The sequence below is a fragment of the Rhizobium sp. LjRoot98 genome, from assembly GCF_964252935.1.
GTDB lineage: Bacteria > Pseudomonadota > Alphaproteobacteria > Rhizobiales > Rhizobiaceae > Pararhizobium.
Window position 1 is genome coordinate 1 of sequence record NZ_CAXUPW020000001.1, and the last position, 26,256, is coordinate 26,256.

A 26,256-nucleotide genomic window follows, 5' to 3' on the forward strand; every position below is an offset into this window, starting at 1 on the left:
GGGGTCAAGTTTCCTGTGATCAATGAAAATGCACCATACCGGCGGCGCCGGTTTGGGGAGGCGTTTAAGGGTTTCGGGCGGAATGCGCAAGACTTAATTATTTTGCGCTCCGTCAGGCCCTTAAGGCCCGGATGATGCCTATGTGGGGATGACAGGATACATTTCCAATGGCCATCACGCCAAACGCGGAAACGCGATCAAATCAGCCATTTGCCGGCTTGTCTTAAAGCAGCACAACAAAGACCGGAGATATTGGGGCATTTAGTGGAGCGGGTAGCGGGAATCGAACCCGCGTATTCAGCTTGGAAGGCTGCTGCTCTACCATTGAGCTATACCCGCGGGTCAAGATCCGTGTGACAGAATGGTGGAGGGAGTTGGATTTGAACCAACGTAGGCTGAGCCAACGGATTTACAGTCCGTCCCCTTTAACCACTCGGGCATCCCTCCATTATTCTGTCGGGATCAATCGACCAAGTATTGCAGATCAAGGTGTTGTTTGCCGGGGCAATCCGTTCCCTCAATCTGCGCCGGGTATATGACGGCCCCGTTTCATCCTGTCAACACGGCGCCTCAGAAAAAGTTGGGAAAATCGCGATAAAGATTGCAAGCCGCCGATTTCGCGAAAAACGGTTCCACGCGAACGGCATCATCAGTATAAGACAAGCATGAGCAAAGATAATCCGGGCGACAAGAACGCCAAAGACACCCATTACGCCACTCTTCGCCGTGCGCATCGCGACGCCAAGCGCGAACGCGGCGAAATCCCGACCCCCGTACAGGACAAGCGCAAGAGAAGTGCTGCACCTGACTGGAAGGCGCCGCAACTGGCGCCCGACCAGGTGCTGCTCTACGGCATTCACACGGTGCGCGCCGCCCTCGACAATCCCGAGCGCAAAATCACCAAGCTTTCGGTGACGCAGAATGCGTTGGTGCGGCTGGAAACAGGCCCGGTCGAAGAACTGGATTTTCCGGTGGAGATCGTCACGCCGCAGGATCTCGACAAGATCCTCGGACCGGACGCCATCCATCAGGGCGCAATGCTGGAAACCGTTCCGCTGCCTGTGCGCCGTCTTTCGGCACTCAACGACAGCCCGTTGATTCTCGTCCTCGACCAGGTGACCGATCCGCACAATGTCGGCGCCATCATGCGCTCCGCCGTTGCCTTCAACGCCGGCGCCCTGATCACCACGCAGCGTCACAGCCCGACAGAATCAGGCGTCATGGCCAAATCGGCCTCTGGCGCCCTGGAAATGATCCCCTATATCCAGATCACCAATCTCGCCGATGCGCTGGAAGAACTGCACAAGCTCGGCTTCGTCTCGATCGGTCTTGATTCGGAAGGGCCGGCGCCACTTGAACAGACATTTTCTGGCGCAAAGATCGCGCTTGTTCTGGGAGCCGAGGGCAAGGGACTGCGGCAGAAGACCCGCCAGACCGTCAACGCGCTTGCCCGCCTCGACATGCCCGGCGCCATCAAGTCGCTGAACGTCTCCAATGCGGCCGCGATCGCCATGTATGCGGCCCGCGGTCACCTGACCAAGGCCTGACCGGCCGCTACTGCGTCAAAGGCAACGCGGCAACCGACAATCGCGCTTCGGGACATTCGTCCCGCAGCTTGCGCCAGGTCATGACATTGAGTTCTTTTTCGCACCGCGCCAGATAGGCGGTGTCGCCCACGCGGATGCACGCGGTCTGTCCAAGTTCGAGTTTCGAACCATCCTTGTTTCTGCAGGTGCAGATCGGATCGGCGGCAAAGGACGCGCCAGAAGACGTTCCGGCAAGGACCGGAACAAGCGCGACCATCAAAAGTGCCGGAACGCTTTTCATAAGCGAAGTGTAATACAAAAAATCCGGACGTCCAGCGGATTGGCGCCCGGTACGCAACGGCGCGCCGGTGCTAGTCTGCAGACCGACGGCAACTCAGGCCTTCTTCAGAAACTCCGTGCGCAACACCAGGCCCTTGATCATCATGCCGCGCTTCAAGGTCTCGGAAGTGCCCTTGACCTTGAGATCCTTGATCAGGCTGACATTGTCTCCCTCGGAGAGGATTGTGCCGTTGCTGTCCCTGACATCCGTCAGTGTCATTCCAATCTTTAATCTGAGGGCAAGGCCCTTCGGTGCGGCTCTATCCCCTCAATGCAGGCCTGTCCAGCCTCTGCTACCGTGGGTGCAGCGCGCAACGAAAAAGCCGGGCAAAGAACGGTGCCCGGCTTTCTATCACAGGGATCAGGATGAAGGATCAGGCGGCGATATCGAAATGGCCGCGGCCGGCAATGGCCTTTTCAGCCTCGGTAATCGCGGCTTCCTTGGAATCCGGGCTGATGGCAAGGCCTTCGGCGCGGACGAATTCGACATCAGTGATACCGATGAAACCGAATACCGTGCTAAGATAGGTTTCCTGGTGGTCCATGGCACTGATCGGCGAGGAACCGGAATAGTGGCCGCCACGGGTCGAAGCGACGATCACTTTCTTGCCCTTGGCAAGGCCTTCGACGCCTTCCGCGGTGTAGCGGAATGTGGTGCCGGCAACGAGAATGCGGTCAATCCAGGTCTTCAACTGGCTCGGAATGGCGAAATTGTACATCGGTGCGCCGATGACGACGACATCAGCGGCAAGAAATTCGTTGAGCGAGGCGCGGCCGGCATCAAGCTCGGAAACCAGCGTCGCATCGAGACCTTCCGGATTGGCGGAAGCGGCCATCAGGTGCGAACCGCTGAGATGGGCAAGTGGGGCGGCGGCAAGGTCGCGATAGGTAACAGTGTCAGAGGGACGCTCTGCCTTGATCCGTGCGACGATCGATGCGGTCAGGCGGCGGGAAACGGAATGATCGCCGAGAATACCTGAGTCGATATGGAGAATGTTCATGGTAGGCACCTTCGTTTGATTGTTTGGTGTACGCTCGGGTGGCGTTTGGTGCATCACATATGATTTTAAAACAATCGACTGATAAGCCGGCCCTTTTTCGACAAGCCGTTTCCTGATAGAAACAATGATGGTCAATTTTCGATGGACATGAAGGTGTGACATGCAGGACCTGAACGATCTCGCGCTGTTTGCCGCCGTGGTGAAAAACAAGGGTTTTTCCGCCGCTGCCCGTGCCCTCAACATTCCGAAGTCCAAACTCAGCAAGCATGTTGCCCGGTTGGAGCAGCAGCTTGACGTACGTCTTCTCGAACGGTCCACCCGCAAGCTGCGGGTAACCGAGATCGGGCAGGCCTTCTATGAACGTTGCGAAATGATCTTGTCTGGCGTCGAGGCTGCTGAAGCAGTGGTGGCTGCGGCCAAAAGTGAACCGGCCGGGGTAGTTCGCCTCGCCTGCCCGATCGGTTTCACGCCGATGGTCGCCGCCATCCTGCCGGCCTTTCATCGTCACTATCCGGGTGTCCGCCTGCTGATCACCACCACCAACCGCCGGATCGATCTGGTCGAAGAACGCATCGACATCGCGCTCCGCGCCCGCGCTCAACTGGACACGGACCACAACCTGATCATCCGCAAGCTCGGCGAAGCCAGCCAGTTTCTCGTGGCAAGTCCAGCGCTGATGGCGCGGATCGGCAATGTAACGATCGATACGCTGGGCAGCATGCCGACGCTGTCGATGAACGAGCAGCATCCAACCGATACCTGGCAGCTGAACCATACCGACGGAACGAAACGCGACATCAGTCATCAACCCGTCATTGGATGTGGCGATTTCGGCATTCTCGAACGGGCAGCCATCGAAGGCGTCGGCATTGCGCTCCTGCCAGATCATCTTTGCAATCGGGGGATCCGGACCGGTGTGCTGGTGCCGGTATTGCCGGAGTGGTGCTCGAACACCACCATCGCCCATCTGGTCTTCACGTCGCGCCATGGCTTGCTGCCGTCGGTCCGCGCGCTCATCGACTTCTTGGCCGACAATCTGCCGGGCGCAATGTCGCGCTGCACGGAAATCGACCCTAAACCGGCAATGCTCGACGCTGCGGAATAGATAGCGCCTCTCAGGCTGCCCAACATATGATGACGGACGTTTCAGACGACCGAATCAGAATTGACGGGGGAAAGTCATAGTCATGACTCGAGAGCGGCGGCGGGGCATCATCTTAAGACAGCGCACGGTCACCGGCATCATTCTCGTCGCAGCCATCTCGTTTCTGGCCGGCATGACGGATGCTGCCGGCCTGTTGATCGCCGGTAGCTTTGTCTCCTTCATGAGCGGCAATACCACCCGCGCCGCCGTGGCGCTTGTGGATGGGCAAGCAGTTGGGGCGGCTATTCTGGTGGGTGGTCTTGCCATGTTCGTCGCTGGCAACGCACTTGGGGTCGTCATTGCCCACAATGCAGCCCGGCGTGCGTTCCGCATCCTCATCGGCGCGGCCTTGCTTTTGGCGCTGGCTGCCATCATCACTGAACCGGGCCTTGCTACACTGCAATTCTACGCAATCGTGCTGGCCATGGGGCTGGTCAATGCCGCAGTCGAACATATGGCGGGATTGCCGGTCGGGCTGACCTATGTCACCGGCGCCCTCTCCCGCTTCGGCAAAGGCATCGGCAACTGGATAATCGGGACGGCACGGCCAGACTGGGGCCTGCAGATCGTTCCCTGGCTCGGAATGATATCCGGCGGCATCTGCGGCGCGTTTCTCGAACGGGCGCTAGGCGCGGATGCGCTGTGGATAATATCCGCCTTTGCGGCGGTATTTGCGATTCTTGCGTTCTTCATCCCACCGCGGCTGCAGAAACGCCTCGCCCTGCGTACGCCGCCCCAAGCCACAAATTTTCGGCCAGCAAGACCTGGCCTTTGACCACCAGTCCCACACGAGTGCAAAGACAACCAGGGCCGCACGGTATTCATGGCGTGCACGACGCGCCGCAGCGCTTTAGATTCGCTGCATAACTCCCAAAATTCACTTCGATTCAGGGTGCCGTGCAGCAGCCCACCGCGCACCAAACAGGTCAATCACTGGAAAAGCAGCCGCCGAGCCGTATTTTCGCTTTACACGCGATCAGAATATGGTAACTCCCTGCCGCAAGTGCTGCCCTTATAGCTCAGTTGGTAGAGCACCTGATTTGTAATCAGGGGGTCCCGGGTTCGAGTCCTGGTGGGGGCACCATTTTTTTCTGCTTAAATTTCCCGGCTATCGGACTTCTTTGGCAAGCTTGCTGTTTATTTTGCCAGATTTTCGCGCCTCTGCAGGATTTGCACCTCCCACTTAGAATCAGAGCGCTGTAAGCCTATATGCAATCGCGATATACCGCCGGTATGGGCTTGAGCGCGGATGCGGCAAGCCCGGCGCGAAATGAGGAATGACAAGCATGACGGCGGACGTTCTGGCTGCAAGCGGCGGCGTGAAGCAGATTATCTGCATCAATTGGGGTACAAAGTACGGCGCGCCGTTTATCAACCGGCTTTATGCAATGGTGGCACGCAACATCACTCCCCCTTTCACATTCACCTGCTTCACCGATAACAGGGAGGGCTTGCGGCCGGAAATTCACCTGGAGGACTTGCCGCCGCTGGACATCGAAAAGATGCCGGTCAAGACCAAGGGTATCTGGCCCAAGGCACGCCTTTGGGGACCGAAACTCAGCAACCTCAGCGGCCCGGTCCTGTTCCTGGACCTCGACCTGGTGATCGTCGGCTCGCTTGATGCCTTCTTCGAAACAGGCGGACCGGATGACGTGATGATCGCCCAGAATCAGACGACGCCATTCGAGCGTCTCGGCCAGACGTCGCTGTTCCGGTTCCCGGTCGGCAAACTTGTTCCGCTACAGGAAAAGTTCCGCGCCGACCCGCAGGGCGTCGCCGACAAATATGAATTTGAGCAGCGGTTCGTTACCCGAAACGCGCCGGGCGGCGTCAAGTTTTTCCCGCGCCGCTGGGTCCTGCATTTCAAACAGGATTGCCGCTGGCCGTTTCCTCTGAACTATTTCCTCGCTCCGCGTCTCCCCTCGGATGCCAGGGTCGTCCTATTCCCGCGCAACTTTTTCCCGCAGCATGCAATCGACGGCCAATTCGGCTTGAAGGGACGTGCCACAACCCCTCTCAACCACGTTTTGGGGGTGTTTGATGCCAGCCGAAGGAAAGGCAAGGCGCCGTTCAAATACCTGCGCCAGTATATCCTTCCAACGCCGTGGGTCGCCGATCATTGGCGGGAATAGCCTCAATCCTCCCTTCCCCATAATGTTCTTTTGTGCATGATAATGGCGGCATTCTCCGCAGCGACGCCTTCTGTCGGACTTACAGGTGGACCATATTTCGGGCCTCTCCTCATTGAGCGGCCCATTTTATAAAACAGACAGGCATTTCATGGCTCGCACGTTCAAAACCATCGCCTTCGCCGCTTCGGCAACCGACGAGGCACAGGCGGCAGAAGCGGCACTGATCGCTCTGTACGGCCAGGAAGACCCGGCGGAAGCGGATGTGATCGTGGCGCTTGGCGGCGACGGCTTCATGCTGCAGACGCTGCACAAGACGATGAATTCCGGCAAGCTGATCTACGGCATGAACCGTGGCTCGATCGGTTTTCTGATGAACCGTTACAGCACGGAAAATCTGCACGAGCGCTTGGCTGCGGCCGTCGAGAATACGTTCCGGCCGCTTGAGATGAAAACCACAGACGCTGACGGCAACACGTTCAAGGCGCTGGCGATCAACGAGGTCTATCTTTTCCGGCAATCCTATCAGGCAGCCAAGCTCCGGGTCGTCGTTGACGACCGGGTGCGGCTCGAAGAGCTTGTCTGCGACGGTGTCCTGCTTTCCACGCCCGCCGGTTCGACAGCCTACAATCTCTCCGCCCATGGGCCTATCCTGCCGCTGGAAGCCCCCCTTCTTGCCCTGACGCCGGTCAGTCCATTCCGGCCACGGCGCTGGCGCGGCGCACTTTTGCCCAACAAGGTCACCGTCGATATCGACATTCTCGAACCCGAAAAACGTCCGGTCAACGCGGTCGCCGATCATGTCGAGGTCAAATCGGTGGTGAAGGTTCGCATTGCTGAATCGGAAAACAAGACGGCGCACATCCTTTCCGATCCGGATTACTCCTGGTCGGACCGTATCCTGGCCGAACAATTTTCCAACTAGAAGCGATAGACGCGGTCTCCTGCCGCAATGCCTTGATTTCGAATCGATTCCCGCCAAAAATTGTGGCAGAGTTGAGCGTGCCTTGATGCCTGCAACGGATCGAGGTGAGAGCATCCAGCTGTTTACACGAACCTATCTAAGGCGACGAAGATGCTCCCTATCCAACGTTTCAACACGCCTGAGCTGCGTGTGTCTGGCGCCACGCCGCGCACAGCCTTGCTTTCCATTCAGTGTCTTGTAGCCCTTGTTCTGTTTCTGCCATTTGCTGAGGGATCCGCTGCCCGCGCGGATGAAACCGTCCTGATGCCTGCCAACATTATCTTCGTGACAAGCACGGGATATTGGGAGGAAAGCGGCGATCCGCTATCCGCCCTGGATCCAAAGGCCGGCACGGCTACAGACAATCAATCGGCAACGATATCTCCCACGCAACGGGGTTATTACAAGCTCGTTGCGGTGCGCCAGCCGGAGGGCAACGCGCACATATTCCTGCAGCAGGTGGTACTGGATGCTGCAGGTCCCAAGGTTATTTCCTCAGCGGAGCTTGAGGAATTTTCTGCGATGAAGGCCTATGTCACGGATATCAGGCCGGACACATCCGATGGCGTTGCCGCCCAGCCGGGATTGTTTGCCACGGTCTATCTGAAAACGGACCCGACCGCATTGGAACCCGAGACCTGGACCGTGCTGATCGATGATATCGGCGATATCAAGGTCGAGCGGGAGACGAACTGACCACACGGACATAACCAAAAGAAAAAGCCGGGCAATGGATGCGCCCGGCTTTTTTTATTTTTTTGGAGATGGAAACCCGGCTTAGGCCAGATCGTCGACCACGGCATCGGCGCCGCCGTTGACACGGTGTGCGAGTGCAGCTTCCATGAACTCGTTCAGATCGCCATCGAGCACATCGTCAGGCGCTGTGCTGGCGACGCCGGTACGCAAGTCCTTGACCAGCTGATACGGCTGCAACACGTAGGACCGGATCTGGTGACCCCAGCCGATATCGCTCTTCGATGCGGCTTCAGCATTGGCCGCGTCTTCACGCTTTTTCAGCTCCGCTTCGTAGAGGCGGGCACGCAACATGTCCCAGGCCTTGGCCTTGTTCTTGTGTTGCGAACGCTCCTGTTGGCACTGCACGACGATTCCGGACGGAATATGCGTGATACGCACGGCCGAATCGGTGGTGTTGACGTGCTGGCCGCCGGCGCCGGACGAACGGTAGGTATCGATACGGCAATCGCTCTCGTTGATATCGATCTGGATCGAATCGTCGATGACCGGGTAGACCCAGATCGACGAGAACGAGGTGTGGCGGCGGGCATTGCTGTCGAATGGCGAAATACGAACAAGGCGATGAACACCCGATTCGGTCTTCAGCCAGCCATAGGCATTGTGCCCCTTGACCAGCAGCGTCGCCGACTTGATGCCCGCTTCTTCACCGTCATGAACTTCGAGAAGCTCGACCTTATAACCCTGGCGCTCAGCCCAGCGCGTGTACATACGCAAGAGGATGTTCGCCCAATCCTGGCTCTCGGTACCGCCGGCACCGGAATGGACTTCGAGATAGGTATCGTTGCTGTCAGCTTCGCCGGAGAGCATCGCTTCCACCTGGCGACGGGCGGCTTCAACCTTCAGTGCGCGCAGCGCATCTTCGGCTTCCTTGATGATGTCAGCGTCACCCTCTTCCTCACCGAGTTCGATGAGGTCGATGGCATCCTGCATCTGCCGCTCGAAAGCACGAACGCCATTGATGCCGTCATCCAGCTGCTGGCGTTCGCGCATCAGCTTCTGAGCTTCCGACGCGTCGTTCCAGAGGTTTGGATCCTCTGCCTTGTTGTTCAACCAGTCCAGCCGTCTTACCGCCTGATCCCAGTCAAAGATGCCTCCTCAGCAGGCTTATGGCCTGCTTGATTTCGTCGACAATGTTCTCGATTTCAGTCCGCATGGTTCCGCTTCTTGCGTTCGTATGGAATGTGCGCCGTGAATAACGGCGCCCGCCGCTCGTGTAAAGAGCGGCGGGCGCCGGTGAATGGGAAGGGGCTGGTTAAAACAGGCCGCTGGAACCGCGATTGATCGCATCATTGGCCTGCGGCGACGCCTTCAGGATTTCTTCCGGCGGGATGTACTGATCGGCACCACCGATGACCGAGAAGGTATCGGCCGGGCCGGTGCCGGGCTTGAAGGCCTCGATGATCGTATCCGGATCGCCGTCTGCCGCCGCCATACCGGTCTTGCGGTTGACGGGGATGAGGCTCATGCCTTCCGGCACAACGAACTTGCTTGGGCGGGTACCCTGCGTTGCGGCCTGCATGAAATCATTGAACACGGGAGCCGCCAGACCGCCACCTGTTGCACCGCGGCCGAGCGGCGCCGGGCTGTCGAAACCGAGATAGAGGCCAGCCACCATGTCCGGCGTATAGCCGACGAACCAGGCGTCCTTTTCGTCGTTGGTCGTTCCGGTCTTGCCGGCAACCGGACGGTCGAGCTTGATCTTGCCGGCCGCAGTACCGCGGGAAACCACGCCTTCCATCATCGATGTGATCTGGTAGGCGGTCATCGGGTCAAGAACCTGCTCGCGGTTGTCGGTGAGAACCGGCTCTTCCTGATCTTCCCAATCAGCCGCATTGCAATTGTCACAGGTGCGCTCTTCGTGGCGGAAGATCGTCTTGCCGTAGCGGTCCTGGATGCGGTCGATCATCGACGGCTTGATCTGCTTGCCGCCATTGGCGAGCACCGAATAGGCCGACACCATGCGCAGAACCGTCGTTTCGCCTGAACCGAGCGACATTGCGAGCACCGGCAGCATCTTGTCGTAGATGCCGAAACGTTCGGCATATTCGGCCACCAAGTTCATGCCCATGTCGTTGGCAAGCCGCACCGTCATCAGGTTACGCGACTTTTCGATGCCGAGACGCAGTGTCGAAGGGCCGGCCGAACCGCCGCCATAGTTTTCCGGACGCCAGACCTGACCGCCGGTTACGAGTTCGAATGGCGCGTCGAGAATGACGGATGCGGGCGTATAGCCGTTGTCCAGTGCTGCCGCGTAAACGAAGGGCTTGAAGGACGATCCCGGCTGACGCATGGCCTGCGTTGCACGGTTGAATTCAGACTGGCCGTAGGAAAAGCCACCCGTCATGGCCAGAACACGGCCCGTATGCGGGTCCATGGCGACAAGGCCGCCCTGCACTTTCGGCGGCTGGCGCAGGCGATATTCTCCGGCAGCATCAGTCGGCTCGACATAAACGACATCGCCCGGACCGACGACGCCTTCCGGCGACTTTGCCGTCTTACGCTCACCGGTCGAAGAGCGGTAGGCCCATTGCATGTTCTTGGCGGTGATATGGCCGGTCACGCGGTCGGCGCCGATTTTGCCGCCGGCCTCTTTTTCCGGCTGGATGCCGATGTCGGCACCGTTACCGTCAACGGAGAGTACGACGGCCAGTTTCCATTCGGGCACATCAGACAAAGCATTCAGCTTGCCGAGCGGCTCGCCCCAGTCTCCACCAATTTCGATCGACTTCATCGGGCCATGGAAACCGCGGCGCTCGTCATAGGAAACCAGCGCGTTCTGCAGCGCCCGGCGCGCTTCCACCTGAATGCGCGGGTCGAGTGATGTGCGGACCGACAGGCCGCCCTCGTAAAGCGCGTTGTCGCCGTAGCGCTGGATGATCTGGCGGCGAACTTCCTCGGCGAAATAGTCAGACGCGAACAGATGCGATCCACCGCGACGAACACTGACACCCAGTGGCTGCTTCTTTGCCTCATCGCCATCGCTTTTGGCGACGTAACCGTTTTCGACCATGCGATCGATGACCCAGTTGCGGCGCTCGATGGCAGCTTCGGCCCTGCGGAATGGATGATAATTAGCCGGCCCCTTCGGCAGTGCTGCGAGATAGGCCGTTTCAGCAATGGTCAGCTCGGTGACCGACTTGTCGAAGTAAGTCAGTGCGGCGCCAGCGATACCGTAGGAATTCAGACCGAAGAAGATTTCGTTGAGATAGAGTTCGAGAATACGATCCTTGCTGTAGGCCTGCTCGATGCGGAACGACAGGATGGCTTCCTTGACCTTGCGGTCGATCGTCTGGTCGGAGGAGAGAAGGAAGTTCTTGGCAACCTGCTGGGTGATGGTCGAAGCGCCGACGGGACGGCGGCCGGAGCCGAAATTCTGCAGGTTGACGAAGATGGCGCGGCCAAGGCCGGTGATATCGACGCCTGGATGCTGGTAGAAGTTCTTGTCTTCGGCCGAGATGAAGGCCGCCTTGACGCGATCGGGAATGGCCTGGATCGGCAGATAGAGGCGGCGTTCACGGGCATATTCAGCCATCAGCGCGCCATTGCCGGCGTGGACGCGGGTTGTTACCGGAGGCGCATAGCTGTTGAGGACCTCATAGTCTGGCAGGTCCTTGGTCACATGGCCAAGATAGATGGCAGCGGCTGCGGCAACGCCGAGCACCAGAAATGCGCCAATGCCGAAGAAATATCCAATCAGTCTGATCATCAGCCAGGTACCGGTATCCAGTTATCGTTTATCTATGCGGAACATACGCTGCCGGTGGGCCTACCCCGCACCTTGCCCGAATGCAATCACGCCAACGCATTAAACAACGAATGAAATGCGTTCCGGATGGCCGGCGGCGCTTCCCCACGTTGCATGTTTACGGCCAGCGATCGTCTTTCGGATCACCGCCGTGCAATTCAGACTTCCGGATAGCGACCGGATTGTGAGTAAAATAGGGCTTGCAGCAGATTAAACATGGGTCATCCCGTTGAAAACGATATCGCTGTTACTCCGGCGACACAAATCACAACAGACGTTATTACCGGTTCACGCCATTGAGCGGCAACGGATGGAACTTCCTCCAAACCATGCTCAACCACCGTTTGCGACGGCCTCGCCGCGATAGCCGCGCACGGCAGCCGCAATAAGATCTGCAACCTTGCTGCGCCAGACCGGATCGACAAGGAGCTTTTCATCTTCCTTGTTGGACAAAAAACCCAATTCCAGCAGAATCGATGGCACATCCGGCGCCTGCAGAACCCGGAATCCCGCATGGCGGTGTGGATTGTTGATCAGGTTGATCTGCCCCTCGAAGGACGAAACGACGGAACGGGCGAGATTGACCGAGAACGCCTGCGTTTCGCGGCGCGTCAGATCGATCAGAATGTCGGCGACTTCGGCCGGTTCGCTCTTGAAGGTGACCCCGGCAATCTCATCCGACAGGTTTTCGCGGGCTGCAAGATTGGCTGCCAGATGGTCGGATGCCTTGTCGGAGATCGTGTAGACGGTGGCGCCACGAATATCACGCTGCTTCAGCGTATCGGCGTGAATGGAGATGAACAGGTTGGCGCTGTGCTGACGGGCAACCTGGACGCGTTCCGGCAAGGACAGGAACTCATCCTTGTCGCGCGTCAGGAATGCCTTGACGCCCTTCTCCTTGTTGAGCGTCTCGACAAGCTGCGCGGCGAAGGCAAGCGTGACGCTCTTCTCTTCCATCTTGGTCTCGCTGCCGATGGCGCCGGTATCGATACCGCCGTGACCAGCATCGACGGCAATAATGAATGCTCCGGGTGCGGCCGGCTCGACCAGCCTGTCGGTCTTTGCAGCGCTGACAGTACCGGTCCATGTCTGCTCTGCGATCAAGCTGGAAAAACGCGCCTCGGTCACCCGTTCCGCATCAAGCACCAGGCGAAATCCCTTGCCTTCCTCATCCGCCTTCACATCGGCGACCGTGACGGCGACGGGTTTGCTTGCAGTGAGCACCACGCGGGCGCTGCCCGGCCCCATCGCGCCATAGCGAATTTCGGTGAACAGACCGCGCGCTTTCAGATCCTCGGGTTTCAGACCAAAGGAGGTCTCAGGCAAATCGACGATGACACGGGGCGGATTGGCGACATAGTGGACGAAGAAAACGGGCTTGCGGTCGAAATCAATCACCACCCTGGTGCGGGCGTCGTCGCCGGCAATCCGCGCACCGTAAGCGAGCAATGGTGCATCGGCAGCATGAGCGACCGGCGCCGCCGAAAGAAGCAGGAGGCCCAGCAGGCACCGTCGTATCATCGCTGACAGGATCAAATCCGCTCTTCCTTGTTGCATACGCCCACCGGTACCGCGGTGGTAGCGTCGCCGACGACCAGGTCGCGACATCTCATTTCGGGACATGGCCCGTACACTTGGCGCGTTGCTGCCTGCAGTATCCATGACGCCATATGGTTAACCAAACCTTGCGCTCTCCATATTCAAGGGACGCCGCCTGCCCTTTTCCAGCGCCGTTAACGAGCCTCAAGACCGCAGCAAACCAGCACTTCGCCAGTACACACCCCGACAAGCGAATCAATCAATATTATGGCGCTTCCGGCTTTTCCCTTGCCATTGTGACATAGAAAACATAAAAGCCTTGCAGGGAGAAAGTGTTGACGGGATAGAATCGACGACCGGCAGCCAAAGGGTGTTTAAAACCCTGGCGCCAGAGCGTGATCGGGACGGGTAAAACCGCTTCAACGCAGATCACGTCTCGGACAAGCAGTCGCGCTTCATCCGCCGTCGCTCCACTTTTTCTTCGCATGCTGAATCGAGAAATTCCGGCGGTGGCCGGAGCGTTTATGGTGACGATCACCGCAGGCCCGTGACCGGGCACATTCATCGGGCCTTCAGGGCCTACTACATTGGCATTCTTGTTTGGTCATTAACGTTGTCCCAGCAGTATCGGTCAGAAGTAAACAGGCCCCGGAACGCAAGTGTTCCGGCTGCCGTCTGGCTGTTGGACGATCTCCCCAACCTTACAGGAACATTCACATCCGGCGAAAAACCTGAACTGCATGGAAAGTCTCCTCCGGGACGCTATTTTCCTGCTGTTTCCAGGGTGCGCCGAGGAGCACCACTTCCATGGCAGAGAAAATGCTTATCGATGCGTCTCACGCTGAAGAGACGCGCGTCGTTGTCGTACGCGGAAACCGCATAGAAGAATTCGACTTCGAATCCGAACACAAGAAACAAATCCGCGGCAACATCTATCTCGCGAAAGTAACGCGCGTAGAGCCGTCGCTGCAGGCGGCCTTTGTCGACTACGGCGGCAACCGCCACGGCTTCCTAGCGTTCGCTGAAATCCACCCCGACTATTATCAGATCCCGCTCGCCGATCGTCAGGCCCTCCTGCGGCAGGAAGCCGAGGAAGCGCGCCGTGACGACGACATCGAGCATGTCGAAACCGGCACGGATCTCGGCCCTGATTCCGAAGAGGAAACAGTCGAGGCGGTTGTAGAGAACGTCGTCGAGGTCATTGAAACGGCGGCCGAGCCGGTCGAGACCGTGGAAATGGCCGCTGAGACCGAAGAAGAAAAGCCGAAAGCAAAGGCCAAGCGTCCGCGCCGCACCAAGAAGGCTGCCGCCGCCGAAGCCGAAGCCGCTGCTGCCGACGCAGATGGCGAAGAAGGTAATGGCGGCGAAATGGCTGCCATGGTCGATACCGACAGCATTTCGGAAGACACGCGTGGTGGACGCCGCGGCCATGATGACGACGATGATGACGACGGTCATCACGAAGAAAAGGAAGTCATCGAATCCGTCGGCGCCGAAGACGCGATGGAAGAAGTGCCGGACCGGCAGGTCAACCGCCGTCCGCGCAAGCAGTACCGCATCCAGGAAGTCATCAAGCGCCGCCAGATTCTTCTGGTGCAGGTGGCCAAGGAAGAACGCGGCAACAAGGGCGCAGCCCTCACCACCTATCTGTCGCTGGCCGGCCGGTATTCGGTCCTGATGCCGAACACGGCGCGTGGCGGCGGCATTTCTCGCAAGATCACCAACCTGCCGGACCGCAAGCGCCTGAAGGAAATTGCCCGCGCGCTCGACGTGCCGCAGGGCATGGGCGTCATCCTGCGCACCGCCGGTGCCAACCGCACCAAGGTCGAAGTCAAGCGTGACTTCGAATACCTGATGCGCCTGTGGGAGAATGTTCGCACCCTGACGCTCTCCTCCACTGCCCCTTGCCTCGTCTATGAGGAAGGCTCACTGATCAAGCGCTCGATCCGCGACCTTTACAACAAGGATATCAGCGAGATCATCGTCGCCGGTGAAGAAGGCTACAAGGAAGCCAAGGGCTTCATGAAGATGCTGATGCCGAGCCACGCCAAGGTGGTTCAGCCTTACCGTGACGTCCACCCGATCTTCTCGCGCTCGGGTATCGAAGCCCAGCTCGACCGCATGCTGGTGCCGCAAGTAACGCTGAAGTCCGGCGGCTACATCATCATCAACCAGACCGAAGCGCTGGTCGCCATCGACGTGAACTCGGGCCGTTCGACCCGCGAGCACTCGATCGAAGACACGGCCCTCCAGACCAACCTCGAAGCTGCCGAAGAAGTCGCCCGCCAGCTGCGCCTGCGTGACCTTGCCGGTCTCGTCGTCGTCGACTTCATCGACATGGAAGAAAAGCGCAACAACCGCGCTGTCGAGAAGCGTCTGAAGGATCATCTGAAGAACGACCGCGCCCGCATCCAGGTCGGCCGCATCTCGCATTTCGGCCTGCTCGAAATGTCGCGCCAGCGGATTCGCGCCTCGGTACTCGAATCGACGATGCAGGTCTGCTCGCATTGCAACGGCACGGGCCACGTGCGTTCGCAGTCCTCTGTTGCCCTGCATGTCCTGCGCGGCGTCGAAGAATATCTCTTGAAGAACACCACGCACAACATCACCGTGCGCACAACGCCGGATATTGCGCTCTACCTGCTCAACCACAAGCGCGGCACGATCATCGATTATGAAGAGCGCTTTGGCGTTCAGATCATCATCGAGGCGGACGCCCATGTCGGTGCGCAGCATTTTGCCATCGATCGCGGCGAAGCTGTCGAGAACCCGGTCAAGATCGAGCAGATCATCCAGTTCGAGCCGGAAATCGATGAAGACGACGATATCATCATCGAAGAGGATATCGAGGACGATGAAGAACTCGTGGCCGAAGCCAAGCCGGAACGCGCAGAACGGGCCGAGCGCAGCGAACGGGCACCTGCCGCCGAGGGCGACGAACAGGGCAACCGCAAGCGCAAGCGCCGCCGGCGCCGGCGTGGTGGCCGCCCGGGCGGCGACCAGGGTGCTGAGGCCGGTGTGCGCTCCGAGGATGCCTCCGATGAGGATGGCGACGAGGACGAAGCTGATGACGTTGCAGCACAGGCGGGTGCCGAAGACGCACAGGACGCAGGCCTGAGCGAAGAAGAGCGTCAGAAGCGCAAACGCCGCCGTCGTGGCAAGCGTGGTGGTCGCCGCAACCGTCCGGACGAGGCAGAAGGTGAAAATCTGGCAGCCGACGACGAGACCGCTGGTGAAGAAGCCTCGGTGGATGCACCGGAAGCGGAGGCCGTGGCTACCGTTTCAGCCGAAGACGCTGTTTCAGTTGTAGCCGCCGAAGAAATCGTCGAAATCCCGGTTGTTGCCGTGGAAGAAGCCAAGCCCGCCAAGCCGAAGCGCAGCCGCAAGAAAGCCGTCGCTGCTGTTGAAGAGGCCGTTGCCGAACAGGCACCTGTGATGACTGCCGATGCGGATGCTCAGGCTGCAGTCGAAGCGAAGCCGGAAACGGTTGCCGCCATCGAGGAACCGGCTGTCGAGAAGGCTGCTGCCGACCTCGAAGATACCAAGCCGGTGCGCGCCAACCGCGACATCGACGCGATTGCCAGCGAGCCGGTCGTCAAGTCGTCCACCGTCAAGAAGGACGAAGGTGATACCGAGCCGGCAAAGCCCAAGAAGGGCGGCTGGTGGCAGAAGCGCGGCTTCTTCTGAGCCGAAACAGATATCTGAAAGATGAAAAACCGGCCAAGCGATTGGCCGGTTTTTTCATGTTTCGGCCTGTTACATCAGGAACTGTGAAAATACATCGGCTGCGGCAGAGTGTTCTCTGTTGGACGAGATGGGCTCGTCCAGTGCCAACAGGAGGAGGCAATCATGCGACGTTTCCTTGTCGCAGCCGCGCTCGTCGCCATTCCCACGATTTCGCTTGCAGCGACATCACAAGCTGACAGCACGAGCCGCCAGCGCTACAACGACTTTTACTACAAGAGTTATGACACGGCCTTTGAACCAGTCTGTGTGATCAGGACAGTCCGCAAGACGGACGAGTACGGTAACCGCGTCATCCGGAAGATTCGCATTTGCCGCTGAGCTAGCCCCTTAGACATCCATTGCCGGCATGCGCGTCCGCTGGGCGCGCATGAGCACGGGTGGATCGAAGTCAGGCCACTTCCCAATCCGATTCACAGCCGTGACAGACAGAATCCGGAAAGTCCGCTAACAGCCTGAAATTTCTACGGGATCACGCCAGCCAGCGGGCGATGCGATCCATCGCATCGACCATGTCGGCGCGTGCACCAGCATAGGAAAACCGCATCATGCGATGGCCTTCGACAGGATCGAAATCCAGCCCCGGCGTTGCCGCGACATTGATCTCAGCCAGCATCTTGCGGGCAAAATCCATGCTGTCATTGGTGAAACGGCTGACATCGGCATAGGCATAGAAAGCCCCGTCCATCGGCGAGGCGATGGTAAAGCCGATCTCCGGCAAGCGCTTCAGCAGCAGGTCGCGATTAACGCTATAGGACCCCTTGTAGACATCCAGTTCCGTCTCACAGCCGAGTGCCGCTTCAGCAGCGATCTGCGACAGTTCCGGCGGTGAGATGTAGAGGCTCTGGGCGATCCGCTCGAAGGCGCGGACCTGGGATTCGGGCAGGACCATCCAGCCGATCCGCCAGCCGGTCATGCAGTAGTATTTCGAGAACGAGTTGATAATCACGGCCTCGCCTGTCACCGCAAGTGCAGTCGTCTCTTCGCCGGCGAATGTCAGGCCATGGTAAATCTCGTCCGAGATGAAGGCGATATTATTGTCGTGGCAATAGGAGGCAAGTGCTTTCAACCCTGCCCTGCCCGTGACCGTGCCGGTCGGATTGGCCGGGCTGGCGAGCAGAACGCCGCTCAGCGGCCTTCCCGCCTTCTTGGCCGCAGCTTCCAGGTTCTGCGGCGTCAGCGTGAAACCGCTCTCGGCATCCGCTTCGACTTCCACAACAGTCAGGCCGAGGGCTGCCAGGATATTGCGATAGGCCGGATAACCCGGGCGGGCGATGGCCACGCAATCACCTGGATCGAACAGCGCCAGGAAGGCCAGATTGAAGCCGGCCGACGATCCCGTTGTCACGGCAACGCGCTGCGGGTCGATATCGACGCCATAGCGGGTGCGATAATGGCGAGCGATTGCCAGCCTCAATGACGAGGTGCCGAGCGCATCGGTATAGCCGAGGCGTCCGTGATCGAGTGCGGTTCGCGCGGCCTCCAGTGCGGCCTTCGGTGCGGGATGGCTCGGCTGGCCAACGGCCATCGAGATCACCGGATAACCCGCCTCGCGGCGTTTTGTAGCCTCGGCCAGAACGTCCATGGCATGGAACGGTTCGACGGAACTGCGAACGGAAAGGGGCTTCAACGGCACATCCTCGATATTTTTGACGTGACAGGCATGTGCCTGATCGCAAAGGGCTTCACAAGTGCGCGAGCGCCGCATTTCCGCCGATTTTGCGGTTTCGTTTGGCGCCGCGCCACCCTATGGTCGGCGGCGATATTCTGTTGTCCTTCAAACACGCCTGTTGACGTGGCCTTAGTACTTGAACGACAGACTGCAGCAACGAAAGACAACGAGGACCATCATGGCATTTAACGCCCGCAAGATCATCACCGCTTCGCTTATCCTGTTGACGGCAAGCGCCGCGACCACTCCGGTAGCTTACGCGCTGGATGCCAAACAGAAGCAGGAAATCGGTGACTTCATCCGGGAATACCTCGTCGCCAATCCGGAAATCCTGCTCGAGGCCCAGCAGTCGCTGAAGAAGAAGCAGGCCGACGAACAGTCGGCGCAGGCGCAGGCCGCCATCACCGACAATGAAAAGGCGATCTTCCAGTCGCCCTATGACGTGACGCTCGGCAATCCCAACGGCGATGTTACCATCGTCGAATTCTACGACTACAATTGCGGCTATTGCAAACGCGCCTTGTCCGACATGGAAACCATTCTCGAAAAGGACAAGAACGTCCGCTTCGTCTTGAAGGAGCTGCCGATTCTCGGACCGGACTCGATGGCGGCGCATAAGGTCAGTACCGCATTCCGCGCCATCGCGCCGGAAAAATACGGTGATTTCCATCGCGCCCTGCTCGGCGGAGAAGACCGCGCCAACGAGGAGACCGCAATGGCGGTGGCGACCGGCCTTGGCGTTTCCGAAGCGGATCTGCGCAAGAAGATGGCAGAAAACACGCAGGACGACGCCGTCAGGGAAGTTTATACGCTGGCCAACGATCTCGGCATCACGGGCACTCCGTCCTACGTGATCGGCAAGGAAGCCGTCTACGGTGCCGTCGGCGCCGAAGAGATTGAAACGAAAGTCACCAACGTCCGTACCTGCGGCAAGACCGTTTGCTAAGCCCACTTTGAGCAAAGCAGCCCGTTATGGCTTGTGGACAAATGCCGAGGGGGGTCAAAGGGCTTTTCCTCGGCTGTTCGCCGGTCTATAGGTAGCGCTCGACTATCGGACCGGATCCCATATGCCATCGACCATTTTCGTGCTGAACGGCCCCAACCTCAACGCGCTCGGCAAACGCGAGCCCGGTATTTATGGGGGCCAGACACTGGCCGACATCGAGGCGATGTGCGTCGAGCATGGCAATTTGCTGGGGCTCAATGTTGTCTGCCGCCAGAGCAATCATGAAGGCGACCTCATCGACTGGTTCCATGAAGCAGGCAGCGTCGCACAGGGCATCGCCATCAATGCCGGTGCCTACACCCACACATCGATCGCGCTGCACGATGCGGCCAAGGCGATCGGCATTCCGGTCGTCGAAGTACATCTCTCCAATGTTCATGCCCGCGAGGAATTCCGGCACAAATCGATGCTGGCACCAGCGGCGAAGGGCGTGATTTGCGGCTTTGGCGCCGACAGTTACATTCTGGCGCTCAATGCGCTAAAGACACTCACACAACAGACGAAATAAAAAGAACACGAGGCTCATATCCCATGGCTGACAAGAAACCCGGCATCGACCAGTCGCTGATCCGCGATCTCGCCAACATCCTGAACGAAACCGATCTCACCGAGATCGAAGTGGAACAGGACGATCTGCGTATCCGCGTTTCGCGCGCCGGTACGCCGCAATACGTGTCCGCTCCGGTTCCGGTCGCAGCACCGGCCCAGATCGCCTCCGCTGGCATTTCCGCGGTTTCGGCTGCGGAACCCGCACGGACCTCCAAGAACGCGGTTACCGCACCGATGGTCGGCACGGCCTACCTGTCGCCTGCCCCCGGCTCGCGTCCGTTCGTTGAAGTCGGCGCGACCGTCAAGGAAGGCCAGACCATCCTGATCATCGAAGCCATGAAGACGATGAACCAGATTCCGGCGCCGCGCTCCGGCAAGGTCACCGAAATCCTCGTTGAAGACGGCGCACCGGTCGAATACGGCGAAGCGCTTGTCGTCATAGAATAGGCCGCGCCGATGATTTCAAAGATCCTCATCGCCAATCGCGGCGAAATCGCCCTTCGGGTGTTGCGCGCCTGCAAGGAACTCGGCATCGCCACCGTTGCGGTTCATTCGACCGCCGACGCCAATGCGATGCACGTGCGCCTTGCCGACGAGAGCGTCTGCATCGGCCCGCCGCCATCGCGCGACAGCTATCTGAACATTCACCAGATCGTTGCCGCCTGCGAGATCACCGGCGCCGACGCCGTGCATCCGGGGTACGGTTTCCTGTCGGAAAATGCCAAGTTCGCCGATATCCTCGACGCGCACGGCATTACCTTCATCGGACCGACCGCCGATCACATCCGCATCATGGGTGACAAGATCACCGCGAAGGAAACCGCGAAATCGCTCGGTATTCCTGTCGTTCCGGGCTCTGCCGGCGAAGTGAAGCCGGAAAACGCGCTGGAAATCGCCCGCGAAATCGGCTTCCCCGTGCTGATCAAGGCGACTGCCGGCGGCGGCGGTCGCGGCATGAAAGTGGCAAAGAACGAGGAAGAACTTTCCGAGGCAGTATCGACCGCCCGTGCCGAGGCGCTTGCCGCTTTCGGCAATGACGCCGTCTACATGGAAAAGTATCTCGGCAAGCCGCGCCATATCGAGGTCCAGGTCGTCGGCGACGGTGAAGGCAATGCCATTCATCTCGGCGAACGCGACTGCTCGCTGCAGCGCCGCCACCAGAAGGTCTGGGAAGAAGCCAATTCACCGGCGCTCAATGTCGAGCAGCGGATGAAGATCGGCGAAATCTGCGCTGATGCCATGCGCAAGCTGAAATACCGCGGCGCCGGCACGATCGAATTCCTCTACGAAAACGGCGAGTTCTTCTTCATCGAGATGAACACCCGCCTGCAGGTCGAGCATCCGATCACCGAAGCCATCACCGGTATCGACCTCGTTCACGAGCAGATCCGCGTTGCTTCCGGCGGTGGTCTCTCGGTGACGCAGGACGAGATCGTCTTTTCCGGCCATGCCATCGAATGCCGTATCAATGCCGAGGATGCGCGCACCTTCGTGCCCTCGCCCGGCACGATCACGCATTTCCATGCGCCGGGTGGCCTTGGTGTTCGCGTCGATTCGGGCGTCTATCAGGGCTACAAGATCCCGCCCTATTACGACAGCCTGATCGGCAAGCTGATCGTGCACGGACGCACCCGCGTCGAGTGCATGATGCGCCTGCGCCGCGTGCTCGATGAATTCGTCATCGATGGCGTCAAGACGACCTTGCCTCTGTTCCAGGACCTGATCAACAATCAGGACATCGCCAACGGCGACTACGATATCCATTGGCTGGAAAACTACCTGGCCAAATCGGCCGAATGAGGTTTTGAATGAAAGGGACCCGCAGCAGGCAGCCGGACATTACACCGGATTTGCTGTTGCGGGCCTATTCCATCGGGCTGTTCCCGATGGCCGACAGCGCTGACGATCCCGAATTGTTCTGGGTCGAGCCCGAATTGCGCGGCATCATCCCGCTCGACGATTTCCACGTTTCCAAAAGCCTTGCCAAGACGATCCGCCGCGTACCGTTCGATATCCGTTACGACACGGCGTTCGAACATGTCATGGAAGGATGCGCCGCCCCTGCCCCGGATCGCCCGACCACCTGGATCAACGCCAAGATCCGCTCGCTCTACACGACGCTGCACAGCATGGGCCACGCGCATAGTGTCGAGGCATGGGAGAACGATGAGCTGGTCGGCGGCCTCTACGGCGTCTCGCTCGGCTCGGCCTTCTTCGGCGAAAGCATGTTTTCACGCCGCACGGACGCCTCGAAGATCTGCCTTGTGCATCTGGTCGAACGTTTGCGAAAGCGGGGCTTTCTCCTGCTCGACACACAATTCACCACCGAGCATTTGAAGAATTTTGGCGCGATCGACGTGCCGAAGGCGCGCTATGAAAAGATGCTGGCGCGCGCAATCGCAACGCCGCATCTGAAATTCTGACAATCGAAAACTGGGTTGCCGAAAACCGGTTTACTGCTTGGCTGCGGAATCCGGTGGCGGCAGGTCGGATTTTGCCTTGCAGCTGTTCAGCCAGACGTCGTAGACGGGGTGCTCGACGGCATTCAGGCCCGGGCTGTCGGCAAACATCCAGCCGGTGAAGATGCGGCGGATCTTGCGGTCGAGCGTGATCTCGTCGACTTCGACGAACGTGTCGGTCTTCGGCGCTTCGGTATCGTCGCGGCTATAACAGACGCGCGGCGTTACCTGCAGCGCGCCGAACTGCACGGTTTCGCCGATATAGACATCAAAGGTGGTAATGCGGCCGGTGATCTTATCGATGCCGGAAAAGACGGCGACCGGATTGGTAATTCGGGCTGCGTCGGCGGCCGTCACCATGGAAAGAACGGCGGTGCCGGCAATCGCGAACAGCGAGGCTGCCGCAAAAAACCGGCGCTTTAGAATTCGCTGACTTGAAACTACCATTCTAACGCCCGTCTCCCGCGCAATCCCCGGCCATATCACCGGGTATCAGGCGCTAAACATCAAATGTGGCCGCGGCATGATGCCTGCGGTGCAATCGCGAACAACTGTTTGCAGATCCGGTTCAGGAGCGTGGCGTCCAGGCATCATAGTCGCCGGTGACGCGCGGACGCTCGCCGGTGGCGTTGATCGAGCCCGGCGGCCGGTAGGCCTGAGCGGAGCCAGTGCCGTTCGGCTGGTGCGGCTTCTGCCACTCGCGCGCCTTGTAGCTTTCATCAGCCGGCGAAACGTCGGTGCGGTGATGCATCCAGCCGTGCCAGCCCGGAGGGATGGCGGAAGCGTCGGCATAACCGTTGTAGATCACCCAGCGGCGCGTGCGGCCTTCGGAGTCCTTGCCACCCTGATAATAGACATTACCGGCCGCATCTTCGCCCACCCTTTTGCCGAAGCGCCAGGTGTGAAAGCGGGTACCGATCGTCTGTCCATTCCACCAGGTAAAAATCTGCAGCAGAGACTTCATGATGTCCGTCCTTGACCGCGCCAAACAATGCGCGGAATGTCCTAGAATACTGCCCCGCTTATGCCGCGCAGGCCGCCGCTTGTCCAGCGTTTCCGTGGCAAAGCCGCTATTTCAACCGAATCTTGAAGGCCAGATGCGAAGGTTCGAACCCGACCCGCTCGTAGAACCGGTGAGCATCGACACGCGCCTTGTTTGAACTCAGCTGGATCTTGGAAAGACCCTGCTGACGGGCTGATTCGATGGCAAACCGCATCATTGTCTCTCCAATCCCCCTGCCACGCATATCCTTCCGGGTCTGCACCGCTTCGATCAGCAGGTTGGAGCTACCCCGGCCGGAGAGTGTCGTCAGCACCGTGGTTTGAAACGTACCGACCACCGCGCCATCAAGTTCGGCGACATAGAGCGACTCGTTCGGTGTGGCGATGATCCGGTCAAATGCTGCGAGATAGTCAGGGAAGGCATCTGGAGCGGTGGTATCGCCATGACCGCCGATCATGTCGGCAGCGAATAGGGCGATGATGTCGGTGAGGTCTTCGCGTTTGGCCAGCCTGATCGACACATTGAGCTTTGGTGCGTGCATGTCTTCCGATTCCCGATTTCTACCCGTGGCTTGCCAGCGGATGAAGAAGGAAATGTGACAAGGGCGCGGCCAGCACTCAGCTCAGCCTCAGTCGAGAGGCTTTTCCATCACGATCGTCGCAATGCCCCAGGTATCTGTTCCGGTCCCTGCCCTGACGAAGCCATGCGCCTCGTAGAACCCGATGGCTTTCGCGTTGTTCTCCTCGACTTCCACCAGCATCGTACCTGCATAAGGGAAACAGGTTTCGAGTTCGGCGAAGATATCGCGGGCAATTCCCTGCCGCTGGAATTGCGGCAGGACATAAAGTTGGTGCAACACGGCAGTTTCATGCAGCGTTTCCGACATGGAGGCAAAGCCCATACCGCCGAGCACCTTGCCGTCGTCGGCGACAAGGAATTCGCCGTTCTTGCGTTGAAGATTGGCCTTCAGCGCCGCCACGGAGTGCCACTTCGCCGTCATCTCGTTGATTTTTTCGGCACCGTATTGCGCATCATAGGTGGCGTGGGCAGTCTCGCCGAGAAGCGCCGAGACTTTCGCCAGATCCCGCTCCGTGGCTGTGCGGACGAAGAACATGTTTTGGGCCTTTCAATCGCAATTCCGGACGGAAAACCGCGTCACACTTTTCCTGGAATTGCTCAGTCCTCGATGCCGAGCTTGGCCTTGACCAGCGCCTGCACGGCCTGCGGGTTGGCCTTGCCACCGGTTGATTTCATCACCTGACCAACAAACCAGCCGGCCAGCGACGGCTTGGCCTGAACCTTGGCGACCTGATCCGGATTGGCGGCAATGATTTCGTCGACGGCCTTTTCGATGGCGCCAGTGTCTGTCACCTGCTTCATGCCACGGCTTTCGACCAGCTCGGCCGGGTCACCGCCCTCGGTCCAGACGATTTCGAATAGGTCCTTGGCGATCTTGCCGGAGATGACTTCCGACTTGATAAGGTCCAGGATGCCGCCGAGCTGGGCCGGCGAAACCGGAGTCTCTTCAATGGCTTTGCCAGCTTTGTTCAAGGCGCCGAGCAAGTCATTGATCACCCAGTTGGCGGCAATCTTGCCGTCGCGGCCAGCGGCTACAGCCTCGAAATAATCCGCAATCGCCTTTTCCGAAACGAGCACGGAAGCATCGTAGACGGAGAGACCGAGATCGCGGACAAACCGCTCCTTCTTGTCATCGGGCAGTTCCGGCAGATCGGCCTTCAGCGCCTCAACGAACGCATCGTCGAATTCCAGTGGCAACAGGTCCGGATCGGGGAAATAGCGGTAATCATGCGCATCTTCCTTGGTGCGCATCGAGCGGGTCTCGCCCTTGTTCGGGTCGAACAGGCGGGTTTCCTGATCGATCGAGCCGCCCTCTTCCAGAATGCCGATCTGACGGCGGGCTTCGTATTCGATCGCCTGACCAATGAAACGGATGGAGTTGACGTTCTTGATTTCACAGCGCGTGCCAAAGCCTTCGCCCGGGCGGCGCACGGAAACGTTGACGTCGGCGCGCATCGAGCCTTCGTCCATGTTGCCGTCACAGGTGCCGAGATAGCGCACGATCGAGCGCAGCTTGGTCATATAGGCCTTGGCCTCATCCGACGAGCGCATGTCCGGCTTGGAGACGATTTCCATCAGCGCCACGCCGGACCGGTTAAGATCGACATAGGACATGGTCGGGCTCTGGTCGTGCATCGACTTGCCTGCGTCCTGTTCCAGATGCAGGCGTTCGATGCCGATCTCGACATCCTCGAACTGGCCTTGGCGGTCCGGGCCGACCGAGATGACGATCTGGCCTTCGCCGACGATCGGATCCTTGAACTGGGAAATCTGGTAGCCCTGCGGCAGATCCGGATAGAAATAGTTCTTGCGGTCGAAGATCGAACGCTTGTTGATCTGCGCCTTGAGGCCAAGACCGGTGCGCACGGCCTGCTTGACGCATTCTTCGTTGATGACGGGCAGCATGCCAGGCATGGCGGCATCGACCAGCGACACATTGGAATTCGGCGCATTGCCGAACGTTGTCGAGGCACCCGAGAACAGTTTCGAATTGCTGAGCACCTGCGCATGGACTTCCATGCCGATGATAACTTCCCAATCGCCAGTGGCGCCAGGAATATAGCGTTTCGGTTCGGAGATGCGGACGTCGACGAGTGTCATG

General features: G+C 59.1%; 26 protein-coding genes and 3 tRNA genes. 14 read left to right on the plus strand and 15 right to left on the minus strand.

Annotated features, from left to right (window positions below; translation table 11 throughout):
• Positions 1–265: 265 nt before the first annotated feature.
• Both ACSQ3J_RS00005 and ACSQ3J_RS00010 read right to left on the minus strand, forming a co-directional pair.
• A tRNA-Gly gene (locus ACSQ3J_RS00005) sits at positions 266–339 on the minus strand.
• A 23-nt stretch (positions 340–362) separates the two neighbouring features.
• Positions 363–447 (minus strand) — tRNA-Tyr (locus tag ACSQ3J_RS00010).
• Between the two features lie 218 nt (positions 448–665).
• Between ACSQ3J_RS00010 and ACSQ3J_RS00015 the strand changes: the two genes are divergently transcribed.
• Positions 666–1,547: a TrmH family RNA methyltransferase gene (locus tag ACSQ3J_RS00015; protein ID WP_060502072.1), complete on the plus strand. Its 882-nt coding sequence runs from the start codon at positions 666–668 to the stop codon at positions 1,545–1,547.
• Between the two features lie 7 nt (positions 1,548–1,554).
• On the opposite strand, the gene ACSQ3J_RS00020 is transcribed toward ACSQ3J_RS00015, so the two are convergent.
• From ACSQ3J_RS00020 to ACSQ3J_RS00030, 3 genes are all read right to left on the minus strand, one after another.
• Entirely contained in the window at positions 1,555–1,827 is a 273-nt protein-coding gene (locus tag ACSQ3J_RS00020) for a hypothetical protein (protein ID WP_060502073.1), read from the minus strand.
• A 93-nt stretch (positions 1,828–1,920) separates the two neighbouring features.
• Entirely contained in the window at positions 1,921–2,085 is a 165-nt protein-coding gene (locus ACSQ3J_RS00025; RefSeq protein ID WP_060502074.1) for a PhnA domain-containing protein, read from the minus strand.
• A 154-nt stretch (positions 2,086–2,239) separates the two neighbouring features.
• Positions 2,240–2,866, minus strand: a complete 627-nt coding sequence (locus ACSQ3J_RS00030) for an FMN-dependent NADH-azoreductase (RefSeq protein WP_060502075.1) — start codon at positions 2,864–2,866, stop codon at positions 2,240–2,242.
• 160 nt (positions 2,867–3,026) lie between these two features.
• On the opposite strand from ACSQ3J_RS00030, the gene ACSQ3J_RS00035 reads away from it, so the two are divergent.
• The 6 genes from ACSQ3J_RS00035 (at position 3,027) to ACSQ3J_RS00060 (ending at position 7,799) form a co-directional block, all read left to right on the plus strand.
• Positions 3,027–3,971 (plus strand): LysR family transcriptional regulator, encoded by a 945-nt coding sequence (locus tag ACSQ3J_RS00035; protein WP_060502076.1) that lies wholly within the window; start codon positions 3,027–3,029, stop codon positions 3,969–3,971.
• Positions 3,972–4,053: 82 nt separating this feature from the next.
• Complete coding sequence (locus ACSQ3J_RS00040; protein WP_060502077.1) at positions 4,054–4,785, plus strand: YoaK family protein; 732 nt, start codon at positions 4,054–4,056, stop codon at positions 4,783–4,785.
• A gap of 233 nt (positions 4,786–5,018) precedes the next feature.
• Positions 5,019–5,094: transfer RNA gene (locus tag ACSQ3J_RS00045), tRNA-Thr, on the plus strand.
• Between the two features lie 202 nt (positions 5,095–5,296).
• Positions 5,297–6,142: a hypothetical protein gene (locus ACSQ3J_RS00050; RefSeq protein ID WP_060502078.1), complete on the plus strand. Its 846-nt coding sequence runs from the start codon at positions 5,297–5,299 to the stop codon at positions 6,140–6,142.
• 148 nt (positions 6,143–6,290) lie between these two features.
• Entirely contained in the window at positions 6,291–7,064 is a 774-nt protein-coding gene (locus ACSQ3J_RS00055) for an NAD kinase (protein WP_060502079.1), read from the plus strand.
• A gap of 303 nt (positions 7,065–7,367) precedes the next feature.
• Positions 7,368–7,799 carry a hypothetical protein gene (locus ACSQ3J_RS00060; RefSeq protein ID WP_244481900.1) on the plus strand — a complete coding sequence of 144 codons (432 nt, stop codon included), beginning with the start codon at positions 7,368–7,370 and terminating at the stop codon, positions 7,797–7,799.
• Between the two features lie 81 nt (positions 7,800–7,880).
• Here the strand turns inward: ACSQ3J_RS00060 and prfB are convergent.
• The 4 genes from prfB to ACSQ3J_RS00080 all read right to left on the minus strand — a co-directional run bounded on the left by prfB (position 7,881) and on the right by ACSQ3J_RS00080 (position 13,708).
• Positions 7,881–9,012, minus strand: a protein-coding gene (gene prfB / locus ACSQ3J_RS00065; RefSeq protein ID WP_112834605.1) for a peptide chain release factor 2 whose coding sequence is annotated in 2 segments (ribosomal slippage) — positions 7,881–8,942 and positions 8,944–9,012 — 1,131 coding nt in all. Because the reading frame shifts where the segments join, the coding sequence is not laid out codon by codon here.
• A gap of 99 nt (positions 9,013–9,111) precedes the next feature.
• Complete coding sequence (locus tag ACSQ3J_RS00070) at positions 9,112–11,565, minus strand: penicillin-binding protein 1A (RefSeq protein WP_060502081.1); 2,454 nt, start codon at positions 11,563–11,565, stop codon at positions 9,112–9,114.
• Positions 11,566–11,937: 372 nt separating this feature from the next.
• On the minus strand, positions 11,938–13,161 hold the full coding sequence (locus ACSQ3J_RS00075; RefSeq protein WP_060502082.1) for an N-acetylmuramoyl-L-alanine amidase: 1,224 nt from the start codon (positions 13,159–13,161) through the stop codon (positions 11,938–11,940).
• Positions 13,162–13,408: 247 nt separating this feature from the next.
• On the minus strand, positions 13,409–13,708 hold the full coding sequence (locus tag ACSQ3J_RS00080; RefSeq protein ID WP_060502083.1) for a hypothetical protein: 300 nt from the start codon (positions 13,706–13,708) through the stop codon (positions 13,409–13,411).
• A gap of 242 nt (positions 13,709–13,950) precedes the next feature.
• On the opposite strand from ACSQ3J_RS00080, the gene ACSQ3J_RS00085 reads away from it, so the two are divergent.
• Positions 13,951–16,830 carry an Rne/Rng family ribonuclease gene (locus ACSQ3J_RS00085; protein WP_060502084.1) on the plus strand — a complete coding sequence of 960 codons (2,880 nt, stop codon included), beginning with the start codon at positions 13,951–13,953 and terminating at the stop codon, positions 16,828–16,830.
• Positions 16,831–16,992: 162 nt separating this feature from the next.
• Positions 16,993–17,208 (plus strand): hypothetical protein, encoded by a 216-nt coding sequence (locus tag ACSQ3J_RS00090; RefSeq protein WP_060502085.1) that lies wholly within the window; start codon positions 16,993–16,995, stop codon positions 17,206–17,208.
• Between the two features lie 151 nt (positions 17,209–17,359).
• On the opposite strand, the gene ACSQ3J_RS00095 is transcribed toward ACSQ3J_RS00090, so the two are convergent.
• Positions 17,360–18,472 (minus strand): pyridoxal phosphate-dependent aminotransferase, encoded by a 1,113-nt coding sequence (locus ACSQ3J_RS00095; protein WP_436038957.1) that lies wholly within the window; start codon positions 18,470–18,472, stop codon positions 17,360–17,362.
• 265 nt (positions 18,473–18,737) lie between these two features.
• Here ACSQ3J_RS00095 and ACSQ3J_RS00100 point away from each other — a divergent pair, with 265 nt between their 5' ends.
• From ACSQ3J_RS00100 to aat, 5 genes are all read left to right on the plus strand, one after another.
• On the plus strand, positions 18,738–19,505 hold the full coding sequence (locus ACSQ3J_RS00100) for a DsbA family protein (protein WP_060502086.1): 768 nt from the start codon (positions 18,738–18,740) through the stop codon (positions 19,503–19,505).
• A gap of 121 nt (positions 19,506–19,626) precedes the next feature.
• Positions 19,627–20,073, plus strand: coding sequence for a type II 3-dehydroquinate dehydratase (gene aroQ / locus ACSQ3J_RS00105; RefSeq protein WP_060502087.1), 447 nt, complete (start codon positions 19,627–19,629; stop codon positions 20,071–20,073).
• A gap of 23 nt (positions 20,074–20,096) precedes the next feature.
• Positions 20,097–20,561 (plus strand): acetyl-CoA carboxylase biotin carboxyl carrier protein, encoded by a 465-nt coding sequence (gene accB, locus ACSQ3J_RS00110; protein WP_060502088.1) that lies wholly within the window; start codon positions 20,097–20,099, stop codon positions 20,559–20,561.
• Between the two features lie 9 nt (positions 20,562–20,570).
• Positions 20,571–21,914 carry an acetyl-CoA carboxylase biotin carboxylase subunit gene (gene accC / locus ACSQ3J_RS00115; protein ID WP_060502089.1) on the plus strand — a complete coding sequence of 448 codons (1,344 nt, stop codon included), beginning with the start codon at positions 20,571–20,573 and terminating at the stop codon, positions 21,912–21,914.
• 8 nt (positions 21,915–21,922) lie between these two features.
• Positions 21,923–22,537 carry a leucyl/phenylalanyl-tRNA--protein transferase gene (gene aat, locus ACSQ3J_RS00120; RefSeq protein WP_060502090.1) on the plus strand — a complete coding sequence of 205 codons (615 nt, stop codon included), beginning with the start codon at positions 21,923–21,925 and terminating at the stop codon, positions 22,535–22,537.
• 30 nt (positions 22,538–22,567) lie between these two features.
• On the opposite strand, the gene ACSQ3J_RS00125 is transcribed toward aat, so the two are convergent.
• The 5 genes from ACSQ3J_RS00125 to gatB form a co-directional block, all read right to left on the minus strand.
• On the minus strand, positions 22,568–22,933 hold the full coding sequence (locus tag ACSQ3J_RS00125) for a DUF2155 domain-containing protein (RefSeq protein WP_244481906.1): 366 nt from the start codon (positions 22,931–22,933) through the stop codon (positions 22,568–22,570).
• Positions 22,934–23,141: 208 nt separating this feature from the next.
• The gene (locus ACSQ3J_RS00130; RefSeq protein ID WP_037107890.1) at positions 23,142–23,537 is read right to left on the minus strand and encodes an NADH:ubiquinone oxidoreductase subunit NDUFA12; all 396 of its coding nucleotides are present in this window, start codon (positions 23,535–23,537) and stop codon (positions 23,142–23,144) included.
• Between the two features lie 106 nt (positions 23,538–23,643).
• The gene (locus ACSQ3J_RS00135; RefSeq protein WP_060502091.1) at positions 23,644–24,117 is read right to left on the minus strand and encodes a GNAT family N-acetyltransferase; all 474 of its coding nucleotides are present in this window, start codon (positions 24,115–24,117) and stop codon (positions 23,644–23,646) included.
• A gap of 87 nt (positions 24,118–24,204) precedes the next feature.
• Entirely contained in the window at positions 24,205–24,690 is a 486-nt protein-coding gene (locus ACSQ3J_RS00140; RefSeq protein ID WP_060502092.1) for a GNAT family N-acetyltransferase, read from the minus strand.
• A 62-nt stretch (positions 24,691–24,752) separates the two neighbouring features.
• Positions 24,753–26,255 (minus strand): Asp-tRNA(Asn)/Glu-tRNA(Gln) amidotransferase subunit GatB, encoded by a 1,503-nt coding sequence (gene gatB / locus ACSQ3J_RS00145; protein ID WP_060502093.1) that lies wholly within the window; start codon positions 26,253–26,255, stop codon positions 24,753–24,755.
• Position 26,256: the final 1 nt, after the last annotated feature.